The organism is Prosthecobacter sp., from assembly GCF_044226605.1.
In the GTDB taxonomy this organism is placed as follows: Bacteria; Verrucomicrobiota; Verrucomicrobiia; order Verrucomicrobiales; family Verrucomicrobiaceae; genus Prosthecobacter.
In genome coordinates this window covers 73,823-85,010 of sequence record NZ_JBGAGS010000005.1, presented here as the reverse complement: position 1 = coordinate 85,010, position 11,188 = coordinate 73,823, and the positions used below count along the sequence as shown (strand labels likewise).

At 61.4% G+C, this 11,188-nt stretch carries 8 protein-coding genes; 4 read left to right on the top strand and 4 right to left on the bottom strand.

Annotated elements, in window-relative coordinates:
* Positions 1 to 107: 107 nt before the first annotated feature.
* The gene (locus ACILSO_RS08035; RefSeq protein WP_395736868.1) at positions 108 to 542 is read right to left on the bottom strand and encodes a hypothetical protein; all 435 of its coding nucleotides are present in this window, start codon (positions 540 to 542) and stop codon (positions 108 to 110) included.
* An 88-nt stretch (positions 543 to 630) separates the two neighbouring features.
* Positions 631 to 891, bottom strand: a complete 261-nt coding sequence (locus tag ACILSO_RS08030) for a hypothetical protein (RefSeq protein WP_395736867.1) — start codon at positions 889 to 891, stop codon at positions 631 to 633.
* Between the two features lie 163 nt (positions 892 to 1,054).
* Between ACILSO_RS08030 and ACILSO_RS08025 the strand changes: the two genes are divergently transcribed.
* Complete coding sequence (locus tag ACILSO_RS08025; RefSeq protein ID WP_395736866.1) at positions 1,055 to 1,780, top strand: RNA polymerase sigma factor; 726 nt, start codon at positions 1,055 to 1,057, stop codon at positions 1,778 to 1,780.
* 82 nt (positions 1,781 to 1,862) lie between these two features.
* Here the strand turns inward: ACILSO_RS08025 and ACILSO_RS08020 are convergent, their stop codons facing one another.
* Positions 1,863 to 5,753: a WD40 repeat domain-containing serine/threonine protein kinase gene (locus ACILSO_RS08020; RefSeq protein ID WP_395736865.1), complete on the bottom strand. Its 3,891-nt coding sequence runs from the start codon at positions 5,751 to 5,753 to the stop codon at positions 1,863 to 1,865.
* Between the two features lie 543 nt (positions 5,754 to 6,296).
* Between ACILSO_RS08020 and ACILSO_RS08015 the strand changes: the two genes are divergently transcribed.
* Genes ACILSO_RS08015 through ACILSO_RS08005 form a run of 3 tightly spaced genes read left to right on the top strand, consistent with a single transcriptional unit; the run spans position 6,297 to position 9,735 of the window.
* Positions 6,297 to 7,277 carry an ABC transporter substrate-binding protein gene (locus ACILSO_RS08015; RefSeq protein WP_395736864.1) on the top strand — a complete coding sequence of 327 codons (981 nt, stop codon included), beginning with the start codon at positions 6,297 to 6,299 and terminating at the stop codon, positions 7,275 to 7,277.
* The gene (locus ACILSO_RS08010; protein ID WP_395736863.1) at positions 7,274 to 9,022 is read left to right on the top strand and encodes a histidine kinase; all 1,749 of its coding nucleotides are present in this window, start codon (positions 7,274 to 7,276) and stop codon (positions 9,020 to 9,022) included. Before ACILSO_RS08015 ends, ACILSO_RS08010 begins: the two co-directional genes overlap by 4 nt.
* Positions 9,023 to 9,045: 23 nt before the next feature.
* On the top strand, positions 9,046 to 9,735 hold the full coding sequence (locus tag ACILSO_RS08005) for a response regulator (RefSeq protein WP_395736862.1): 690 nt from the start codon (positions 9,046 to 9,048) through the stop codon (positions 9,733 to 9,735).
* A gap of 84 nt (positions 9,736 to 9,819) precedes the next feature.
* On the opposite strand, the gene ACILSO_RS08000 is transcribed toward ACILSO_RS08005, so the two are convergent.
* Positions 9,820 to 11,025 carry a hypothetical protein gene (locus ACILSO_RS08000; protein WP_395736861.1) on the bottom strand — a complete coding sequence of 402 codons (1,206 nt, stop codon included), beginning with the start codon at positions 11,023 to 11,025 and terminating at the stop codon, positions 9,820 to 9,822.
* Positions 11,026 to 11,188: the final 163 nt, after the last annotated feature.

Here is an 11,188-nt window from a genome sequence, read left to right as displayed (position 1 = left end):
AATGGCAGGGACTTCCCTGGCGGGCTGATAGAGCTGCCGGAGGCCCCTTGCGGTGGCCTTGCGGAGTGTATTCAGTGTGATCCAATGGATGAGGCTTGCTCGAAGACTCACAGGGACGAGAGACGCGTCCAAGGGCGGATGCGGCCGTCTTCTTCTTCGACGGAGATCGTGGTGGGATTGGGTGAGTCAACCGTGGCTTTGGCGGTGCGACCATCCGAGCGAAGGAAGGTGAAGTGGCGATGGTAGGGCTGGCCCCAGTGGCCGGTGCTGGCGTGCACCTTCCCACCCTTTCTCTTCATGCTCATGGCAAACGATGCGCCGGTGCTGCGGCCGATGGTGATGGTCGCATACGGCCCCTGCCAGACGCCTGCCACATGCGGATAAGGCCGCATGACGGGCGCTGGGGAGGAGGCGGAAGAGGATGAGACAGAAAGCGGCGCGGGAGATGGGTGGGGGAGCGCATGCGACGGTGGTGGCGTCTCGCATGAGACGATGAGCAAGGCGGCGAGAATGGGAAGGACAAGGTGGGGCGTTGTTTTCATGAACGGGTGCCGGTGAGACCAAGCAGGTTGCGTGGGGGTTTGAACTCTCCGCATCAACAAAGAGTTGATGCGGAGGATGATGAGGAGCCTAGTTTTTCCTCTTTTTCCCTTCGTTGGCGCTGACGTTGGATTGATCAAAGGCGATGCCAGCTTCGATTTCCGCGATGGCAGCGGCGAGGTGTTTCATGGCGGCCAGGCGGTGTCCGCCTTTGTCGGTGGTGGCATTGTTTTTCAGCGTGGCATGGGCGGACATGGCCTGGGCACGGGCGGCTTTCATCGGGCCTTGCTCGGCATGAGCGGGAGCGAGGATGGCGAGGGTGGTGAGGAGGAGAACAAGGGTGGCTTTCATGGCTGTGGCGGTGTTGGTGTTGTGAGTGGGACGAAAGGTCCTGCGCCTTCCTGAGCCGGAGAGAGCTGATTCGTTTCACGGAAAGTGATGGAATTTTTTAGAAGTGAGCGTTAAACGGAACTTCGAGCTATGCCTTGCTTCTTCACTTGCGCCGCCGTCATCCATGCCTTCCTCACGAGATCCTGAGTTTCCGACGACGCACTGGACGCTGGTGCAGATCGTGCAGGGGGCTGACAAGAAGCAGGCGGCGGTGGCGCTGGAGGATCTGTGCGAGAGCTACTGGTATCCGATCTATGCCTTCCTGAGGCGGTCGGGCAAGAGTGCGCATGATGCGGAGGATCTGACGCAGATGCTGTTTCAAAAACTGGTGGCGGATGAGGCGCTGCAGGAGGTGCGCAAGGAGCGCGGGCGGCTGCGGAGTTTTCTCATCGGCATGGTTCGGCGTGTGATCAGCAGGCAGGACCGCCATGATGATGCGCTGAAGCGCGGGGGGGGCGAGACGCTGCTGTCTCTGGATGAAACGGTGGCGGATGATCGCTACGCGAATGAGCCGGCAGATCTGCAAGACCCGGAGCGGCTGTATGATCGCGCATGGGCGATGCAACTGCTGGAGTCGGTGCGACTAAAACTGCGCGAGTCTTTTATCAAGAACAAACGGCTGGCTGATTACGAAGTGCTGGAGGCCTACTTGGGCTGGGACGACTCTCCCGCCCCGCATGCGGAACTGGCGATACGCCTGGGCTCGAACGAAGGCGCGGTGCGTGTGCTGGTGCATCGCCTGCGCAAAAAATTCCGCGATCTGCTGGAGGCGGAGATTTCGAAGACGGTGGTGAATGCGGAGGACATCGCAGAGGAGCTGGAGTGGCTGAGGACGGCGGTGGGCAAATGATGAACGATGATCCAAGCGAAGCGAATCAATGATGAAGGATGAAACTCGGAATTAAGAGCCGCTGTTCGGGCTCTGGGTTTCATCATTCTCTCCGCACGCTGACGGCATGCACCTCCCAGTCGGGGTCTTTGGTGCAGAGGGCAATGGTGCCGGGCGGGACGGCCCAATCCTGGATCTGGGTTAGGCTGGCAAGGGGACCGGTCCAGGTGTAAAAGGGGTGGAGATCGCGGGTGACGATGACGGTGGTATCTGCGCCGGTGATGTGGACGGAGATTTCGAAGTCGTGGGGCGCGGTGTCAGTGACTTGCCGGCCCTGGAGAGCATCAGGGATGTCTTTGCCCAACAGGCCATTCACGCGGACGATGCTGGTCTGGAAGCCGCCGCCGGTCGTGCCATCAATGAGCAGTCCGGCCCTGTGCCCGCCAAAAGGCAGGCCGAGATGGAAGCCTTTCCCGCGCTCGGTGATCGCTCTGCGCCGGAGCTTCAGCCGCAGCCGGTAAGCGAGGCTCTGGAAGTTGCCGGGGAGAGGGAGCTTTGCGGCGGTCTTTTCCTGGCCGTGGAGCACGCCTTTTTCCATGAGCCAGCCGGAGTCGGATTGCGCGAGGGAGGCGGGGGTGAGTGAGGCCAGCAGATCCGTCCAGCCGTCGGGTGCCGCAGGGCTTGCGGCCTGGGACCGAGGCGGGTTTTTATCTTTCGAGACGACGAGCGGCGGCGGCGTGGGAGCGGACTTGAAGTAAGCAGAGACATCAAAAATGCGAGAGGTGCGCTCCTGCCCGTCCACCGCCAGGAGGCTGCCGCCGGGACTGAAGGCGAGTGAGACGGGCGTGCCGCCGAAGCCGGAAAAATGGGTGATCTGCCGCGCGGTCTCGTAGTCCCAGAGCTTGACCGACATGTCTGCGGAGGCCGTGGCCATGAAGGGGGCGGTGGGGTGAAAGGTGACGGCGGTCACCTCGGCATCGTGGACGCGGAAGGAGGTCTTTTCGTGGAGCGTCCCGGCATCGTAGAGATGGATGCGCTGGTCCGTGCCGCCCAGGGCCACCCACCTGCCATCGGGAGAGACCGCGAGGGCGTCTATTTGAAAATCATAGATCGTGGTATGCAGCAAGGCACCTGTGCGGCCGTCGAGCAACACGAGGCGCTCGTCCACAGATCCAGTGGTGCGCGAGCGTGAATCGACGGCGGCGACATTGCCGGAGGGGCCGGAGAAAACGGCGCTGGTAAAGGTGCCGGGAATCTTGAGCAGAGAGGCGCCTGAATGGACATCGAACACCTCCAGCGGGCCTGCTCCCTCCTTGTGCCGCCCCGCGGTGAGGATGCGTTTGCCCGCGGCATCGAATGTGAGGGTATTGAGGACGGAGTCCAGAGGTTGATCGAGGGTCTCTTTTACCTGCCCGTCCTGGAATGAGAAGATTTTGAAACCGGCTCTGACTTTCTTGGAGCCGGTGCGCTGGGCGTAGGCGTACGTTTGTGAGGGCGGATGACTGGCGGCGATGGAAAATCCAGCGGGAGATTTGTCGAGCAAACGCATCGTTTTATCCGAGGGCGTGAGTTCATAGCGGCCCAAGGAGAAATCGAGGCGAGCGAGCAGCATGGTCTCGGACAGGAAACAGGCGCAGCGACCTTGCTCGGAGGCAGTGTGGGTCGTCTTGATCAGTTCGCGCCCCACGGGAAGACGCCACAATCTGGGCGGAGTTTCCAGCGTCAAAAGATCGCCACTCTCGGGGTTGAGACTCCAGAAGGTCTCTGGTCCGTGGGGCAGTCCAAACAAGGTCTCCACGGGCAAAAGATGGTGCGGCTCCACAATCCGGAGCACCCAGCGCTGGTCATCAAACCTGCCGCTGCTGCCCGCTGTGAGGAGGTGGCCGTCTGACGTCCACTCCATCTGATAAACAGGGCCGGTATGCAGGCGGCTGCTTTGCAGCTCCTTTCCGGTGGCGGAATCGAGCAGGCACACTTCACCGGCCCAGGTGCCCAAGGCCAGTGTCCTGCCATCGCGACTCAGGGCATGACTCCAAGCATAGCCATCATACTGAGCCACGACGCTGCCATCCGCCGTGCGCAAGATGGGGGAATGACGCCATCTGCCGCTGCCGCAGGTGAAAATGCGGCTGCCGTCTGGATGGAAGGTGAGCGACCTGATAAAACCGCAGTGAAACTGCCACAGCAGGCGGTTGTCTCGTGTGTCCAAAAGCTGCAGCTCGGCGTCGATGGCTGTCGGATTGATCATGAAGGCGAGCAGGGAGCCATCGTGGCTCAAGGCCATGGCACCCACTTGCGCATTTTTGAGGGCCGCACTTCGGAGGACGGCACTGGTTTCGACATCGAAGAGACGCAACACTTTGCCCTCGCGATCCAGCGCACCGAGGACGCGGCCATCGCCGGAGAGGACGATGTCATGCAGCTGTGTGATTCCCGAATCGATGGTCTTCAGCACACGGTCCGAGGTCGCGTCCATGATGGCGATCCTGCCATCTGTCGCGGCCATGGCGAAGTGGCCGGGACTGCCTGAGACGGCGAGCACGGCGCTGGGGTCTTCGAAGCCGGACAGCTTCACGTCGCGTGATGAGGCATCGCGTTTGTCCCATAGATAGCGCCAGCTTTGGTCGCGCAGATCTTCGGGGCAGGAGTCGAGGGCACGCAGCATTTCTCCGAGGTCGCGATTGCGGAAAGCAGCGTCCGCCAGGGCCACCTGGGAGAGCGCCAGGGCACGACGGGTGGCCTCTTTCTCCGCCAGCGCCTTTCGTTCGCTGGACATCACCTTGAGGATGAAGCCTGCGGTGAGGAAAAGCATGACGACCAGCGAAGCGGTGACCATTTTGTGCCGCAGCATGAGGAGCTTGAGCTGCCGCCACGCGCCGGCCTGCTCGGCGCTGGTGGCGAAGCCGCCCTGATAGGCCTCGATGTCTGCGCTGAGTGCCGCCACGGTCTGGTAGCGCTCTGATTTGCTGCGACGCAGCGCCTGCATGACGACGGCGGAGAGGGCGGGTGGCACACGCCCGCCCGGTGTGTGCGGCAGCGGGCGGATGAGCCTGGCCTGCGGCACGGTGCCGTCTTTCTGGCGCGTGCGCCTGGCGGCAGTGCCGACCTGCATGTCGGCGGGCGGGATGACGGTGCCGGTGCGTACTTTCACCAGCACTTCATCGGGCGTCTTTCCTTCCACGGGCGGGCGAAGTGTCAGGATCGCATATAAAATACCACCCAGTGAGAAGATGTCTGAGCGCTCGTCGAGTTCGGCGATCTGTCCCAGTGCCTGCTCGGGGGACATGTATTGCGGGGTCCCCATGACGGAGCCGGCAAGCGTGGCGGATGGGAGAGCGGGGGTGGTGGATGGGGCGGAGGTACCGGGAGTATCGACGATCCATTCATCCGCTCGGAGCTGCTTGGCGAGGCCCCAGTCCATGACGAGGACTTCGCCGAACTCGCCGACCATGATGTTTTCGGGCTTGAGATCGCGATGGAGGACGTCCTGCGAATGGGCGAAGGCGATGGCATCGCAGACTTTGCGAAAGACGGTGAGAAGGGAGGTGAGGGAGTGCTGCTGCTGGGTGTGGGGATCGCCGCTGCGGAGGTCGTGGAGGATGGCCTGGAGGGTGCGGCCTTTGACCAGCTTCATGGTGTAGAAGAGCTGGCCTTCATCGTCGGTGCCGATGTCATAGACGGGCACGATATTGGGATGCGCGAGGCGACCGAGCACGAGGGCCTCACGGCGGAAGCGTGTGGCCATCTCGGGTGAATCGGCAAGGCGCGTCATGACTTTGACGGCGACCTCGCGCTCAAGCGCCTGCTGCCGTGCGCGGTAAATCGCGCCCATGCCGCCACGGGCGATGAGGCCCTCCACGTTATGGCCCGGCAAAGCACCGAGATCATTGGCGGCGCTGGACTCGCTGGTAGTGACGGTGGCGAGATCCGACGTGCCCGCGCCGTCATGCTCCTGCATGGCGTCGCGAATGAACTTGTCGAGGGAGTCGCTCACGGAGAGTTGGAGGCACAGGTCGTGTGGAAATGGCGGATGTCCAGTGTGGGCGGTGAGGCGGTGGGGACGAGGGGAGGCATTCCCCCCTGTGCTCTGTCACCCAGGAAGCCCTGATTTTCCTTGGCTGGAGGCGACCATGAGCGAACCATGGCGAACAATTGAAAACTCGCAAAGATAGAACTTAGGATCTTGTGCCGAAAGGCTTAAGGGTTCGAGTCCATTACCGAGCACCACTCTTTGAAGTGCAAAGAGTTAGACAGGGCGGGTGAGGTGATGGTGATCACAGCATGAGATTTTCTTCGCCGCTTACATGCAGGCAGAATCAGGAGCGGAGTCTCCATCAAGTGTTCTCAGGCAGTGGTGGCTTTGAGGTGCAGTGGGCGGAGCAGAACTGGCGTGGCGGAACGGTGGTGAACCGGACGGCGCGAAAATAGGCTCGGCCATGGGAGGGACATGAGACGTATGTGAGTGGATGATCCGGCAGCGAGGAAGGCTCATCCTCGGTGGTCTGGTGCCACGCAGCCCGAAATTTCAAAGAGGCCCATGAACAGATTCACCCAGATCCGCCTCGTTCCGGTCATCGTGCTGGGGGTGCTGCTATGTGCCGTGGGACTGATGTGGCCGGAGACTCACTATCAGCGTCCGCTGACAGTGGCAGTGAACATCTGGCCGGGAACGGAAGGGCTGGTGATGGCCTGCGACGAGGGGAACACCCTGAAGCAGCGCATCAACACAGTGGAGATGTCCTGGCCCACGGCGGTGATGGGGGCTTTTCGCAAACGGGTGGTGGATGCGGCGGTGGTGACGCTGGATGAAATGATCCGCCTGGAGGCAGATGGCGCGAAGCCAAGGGCCATTCTGGCTCTGGGGATTTCCCACGGCGGGGACGCGATCATGGGACACGCGGGGCTGGAGTCCATGCAGAGCCTGCGTGGCAGAAACGTGGGAGTGGAACTCAAGTCTGCGGGCGAATACCTGCTGTGGGAGGCGCTGCGGAGCCATGGCATGACATTGAAGGACCTGCATGTGGTGCCGCTGAACCTGGCTGAGTCCGAAGATGCCTATGACGAAAAAGACCTGGATGCCGTGGTGACCGCGGACCCGTGGTGCCTGAGGCTGAGGGACAAAGGCGCCGTGACGCTGTTTGACTGCAGCAAGATGAACCTGAAGTTCTGCCGGGTGCTGGTGGTGCGCGAGGAGGCGCTGCTGACTTATGAGCGGGAGCTGCGCTTTCTGGTGTCCGCCTGCCTCGCGCACAATGCGAAGATCGCCCTGCCGAAAAGCCAGGGGCGGGACGCCGCCCTGCGGCGGGAAGGGTTTACCCAGGAGCAGTGGCTCCAGTCCATGACAAGGGTGCACCTGCCCGATGCGGCGGAAAACCTGCGGCTGCTGAAGCCCGGCAGCGGCGGCCTGGAAGAATGCGTGAACGAAATGGTTCACACAATGCTGCAGGCCGGACTGCTTCACCAGGAGATCAAAACTCAGGGGATGTTTGTCCCGAAATTCCTGGAGGCCGCCTTATGAAGCGCTTTTTCACGCTGCAGTTTCGTGTGTCGGCGCTGGTGATGGTTTTCAGCCTGCTGATGATCGTGCTGAACATCTCGCGACAGTACAAGCACGATGTGAACCGGCGCTTTCGCGAGATGCGCCTGCAGGCCTATGAGGAAGGCACGCGGCTATCTAGCTTTGCGCAGCATTTCCTGCGGCGGCGTCTTGCCCAGTCGGCGGACCTGGCCATCAGCTACGCCTCGGTGAATCCGGACTTGCAGCTGGGAGTGATCTCTGACGGCAATGACATCATCCGCAATGCGACGCGGAAGCAGTGGCGCGGCGTCTCCATCTGGGACTGTCCGCTGCCGCTGACGCCGGCGCTGGTGCAGCAGGCCAAGGAAACGAGCGAGGGGCTGATGAAGGAGGACATGGAACGAGGGCACCTCACGGCGGTTTTTCCCTTCATGGATGTGAGCGCGGAGTCGCGCAAAGGGCTGGTGGTGCTGGAGTATGACCTGAACTGGTTCATCTCCTCTGCCGTGGACCATGCGGTGCATGAAATGCTGTCCCAGGTTTGTGTATTGATGGGGATATGCCTGCTGCTGTGGTGCCTGCTGCGGTGGCTTATCACCGAACGGGTGGCATTGATCGTGGAACAGACGCGGCACATCGGGCCGGGGGAAGTGGTGCCGTCACCGATCGATGGTGGCGATGAACTGGAGACGATTTCGAAGAGCATCGCGGATGCGGCGCACCGGCTGCAGGAGTCTGAGTGGAGGTTTCGCCAGATCGCCTCAAACATGCGGGACATTTTCTGGGTGGCACCGCCCGATCTGACGGAGCAGATCTACGTGAACCGGGCCTACGAGGAGATCTTTGGGCGCGGAGCACCGAAGCTGCGCGTGCGCCGGTGGGACTGGCTGCGTGCAGTGGTGCGCCAGGACCGCAGGACCGCGCTGAAAATGCTGCGGGCCCTGCGCTGTGGGCCAGGAGAGGCGGAGGCCGAGATCCGGGTGCATGCGAAAGACAAGATCGAGTGGCTGCGCTGCCGCGCCTTTTCCACCGCGCGCACCCGCGATCGTGCGGGGCAGGTGCAGGTGGCGGGCATGGCCAGTGTGATCACCGTGGAAAAGGAAATGGCCAAGCTGCAGACTGAGGCGGCGGAAAACGAGCGCAGGCGCATCGGACAGGATCTGCATGACGACGTCTGCCAGCGGCTGGCGGCCACACAGCTGAAGAGCGGCGTGCTGGGCACCAGCCTGAAGCGTGAAGGGCACCCGCAGTCCGCTCTGGCGATGGATGTGGCGCGTGAGCTGGCGGAGACCTCCGGACTGGCGCGCGCCTATGCGCGTGGGCTGGCTCCCGTGGCGGTGGGCCCGCAGGAACTGCCGGATGCCCTGGATGACCTGCGCAAATTCCTTGAGCGTGCGTTTGCACTGCAGTGCCGGGTCTCATGCGAAGATGTCTCGGACGTGATCAAGACCGAGGAGGCCGCGCTGATCTTTCGCATAGCGCAGGAGCTGGCCACCAATGCCGCCAAGCACGGGCGCGCCACATGGATCGCGATCAGTTTGATCCGCGACAGGAATTTTCTACGCCTTGAGGTGGCCAATGACGGGGTGTGCTTCGTTCCTGCAGAAGGGGCGAAGCAAAATGGCATGGGCCTCTTCATGCTGCGGCAGCGTGCAGATGCACTGGGAGCCACGCTGACCTTTCAACCACGCAACGTGGCGGAAGGCGGGACACTCGCAGTGTGCGAAATGCCGCTTGCATCATGATTCAAATTCAAGTTCCAAAAACCATGAGTTCAAACAACCCCAAAGCTCCCGCGAAGCGCAAGCGTGTGGCGCTGCTGGATGACCACACGATGATGCGCGGAGGCATGAAGGTCTTTATCGACAGTCTTCCGGATTTCGAATGCTGCTGGGAGGCGGGAGACTGCAGAACCGCGCTCGAAAAGCTCGAGACGGACCAGCCTGACATCATGCTGGTGGACATCACGCTGCCGGACCGCAACGGTCTGGAATTCATCAAGGACGTGCATTCCCTCCACCCCAATCTGGTCATGCTGGTCATCTCCATGCATGACGAGGCGTATTATGCGCACCGCGCCCTCAAGGCCGGGGCGAAGGGCTACATGATGAAGAACATGGGCTATGACATGTATGAAGCGGCGCTGCGCAAAGTGGCCGCGGGCGGGCGCTGGCTCAGCGACACCATCGCGGAACAGATCTTCCAGGCCTACACCAGCGGGACCAAGCCGCGGCTGGAAGGCGGGCTGGATGAACTGAGCGACCGCGAATTTGAAATCTTCCAGATGATGGGAGACGGACGCGGCACGCATGAGATTGCCGCCGCCTTGCGCATCAGCCCGAAGACGGTGGACGTGCACCGCATGAACATCCGGCAGAAGCTCAAACTCGAGGATGGCGCTGCAGTGACGCGCTTTGCCATCCGCTGGATGGAGTCGCGCAAGCTGGGGATCTCCTGAGCCGGATGGCAGCAGTGACCGAGAGGGCATGTCCGGCCGGCCGGAGTGCCGGTTCCGCAGGACATGCCTCGCTAAACGAGCGGCCTACTTCTTGTGGCGGAAACCCACGATGTGGTTTTTGCCGGGGCCGATGTCATACAACATAGACAAGTCCGGGAGGCGCATGAGCACCCAGGGGGTGAGAAGATTGGAGCCGTTTTTGGTAAACAAAATATCGTCAGCCAGATAGGTGGCAGAGTGCACGGCGCGGCCGTCGGGATCGATGAACATGAGGACATCTCCGTAGCGGTAGGGCGGTTCCGTCTTGTCAAAGTCCTGCTTTAAAAGGCTGGTGGCCAGCCGGGTGTCCAGCAGGCAGGGCTGCGGTGTGAGATTGAAAAAATTCAGGCTGGTCCAGTGGCAGTCCGGAAGAGGACCGTCCACGGCGTAGCTGAGGTCGGGATAGGTGTAGAGGACCTTCCGTGCCAGCGGAGGCATGAGGTGGAGAATGTCCAGATGTGAGATGCCGCGGGTGTGAATGATGGCATTCATCAGCGGCTCCAGCTCCTTCCTCCGCAGACCCAGACCGGTGGACCAGTAGCTGACGAGATCGGGAATGGAGTCCTGCTTCGAAATTTCGAGCTGCGCCATAAGCGTGCGGACGCGTGTGAGCTTGCGCATGATGAAGCGTGCCTGGGCCACGTTCTCCGCCTGGCTGAGCAGCAGAGGGACGTCTGAGAAAACCAGCGCACCGCCCTGCTTGTAAGCCCAGTTGGAAATCTTGGTGACGATGGACGCAGGAAGCCCGGATTCCGCAGCCCACTCTTCGACGGAGTCAGAGAGGAAGAACACCGGGGAATACTGAAACACGTTGGCAGGATCGCGGGCGAGTTCGTTATAAATCAAGGCGCGCCCCTCGCGGGTCAGGTCTTCGACATCGGCGGTGGTGGGAAAGAGAAAGACGTGGTGCTCATCCCTGACCACGCGTCGTGGCGCCAGCAGGCGCTCTGTCTGCGCACGAGACATGCCGGCGTTTTTCAGCAGCGTCTCGATGTGGCTGAGGTCCTTCAGGCTGAAGGCCCACTTCGTGGTGGTGCTGGGGAGGGGAAACTGCTCGACGACATGATCGGGAGCCTCGAGAAAGAAGTAGTAGTAACTGAGCTTTCCCCAGGGGCCGGGCGCACACTCGTGCAGTTCATTTTTATTCTGCTCCAAAGTGGAGGACTCCACGGCGTGGGATGTCTGTCCTGCACTGGCATGAAAGGTGGAGAGAAACAGTGCTGCGAGAAAAACGCTCGAGATTTTACTCAAGAAAGGGGCGGGTTGTTTTCGAACCGAACAAGGGCAGCGGCGGGAGATAAACGAATGCATGTGATGACGACAGGGGATGCCAATGGAATGAAGCCCGCAACGCGCGAGAGTCTTCAAAGCGCAGTCTCCTGTGCCGCACAAGAGTTCAATCTTTCCCAAATTC

Excerpts from the sequence above, each read along its gene's own strand:
- ACILSO_RS08015 (WP_395736864.1), top strand. The coding sequence starts at position 6,297 with ATGAACAGATTCACCCAGATCCGCCTCGTTCCGGTCATCGTGCTGGGG.
- ACILSO_RS08030 (WP_395736867.1), bottom strand. The coding sequence starts at position 891 with ATGAAAGCCACCCTTGTTCTCCTCCTCACCACCCTCGCCATCCTCGCT.
- ACILSO_RS08025 (WP_395736866.1), top strand. The coding sequence starts at position 1,055 with ATGCCTTCCTCACGAGATCCTGAGTTTCCGACGACGCACTGGACGCTG.
- ACILSO_RS08005 (WP_395736862.1), top strand. The coding sequence starts at position 9,046 with ATGAGTTCAAACAACCCCAAAGCTCCCGCGAAGCGCAAGCGTGTGGCG.
- ACILSO_RS08010 (WP_395736863.1), top strand. The coding sequence starts at position 7,274 with ATGAAGCGCTTTTTCACGCTGCAGTTTCGTGTGTCGGCGCTGGTGATG.
- ACILSO_RS08035 (WP_395736868.1), bottom strand. The coding sequence starts at position 542 with ATGAAAACAACGCCCCACCTTGTCCTTCCCATTCTCGCCGCCTTGCTC.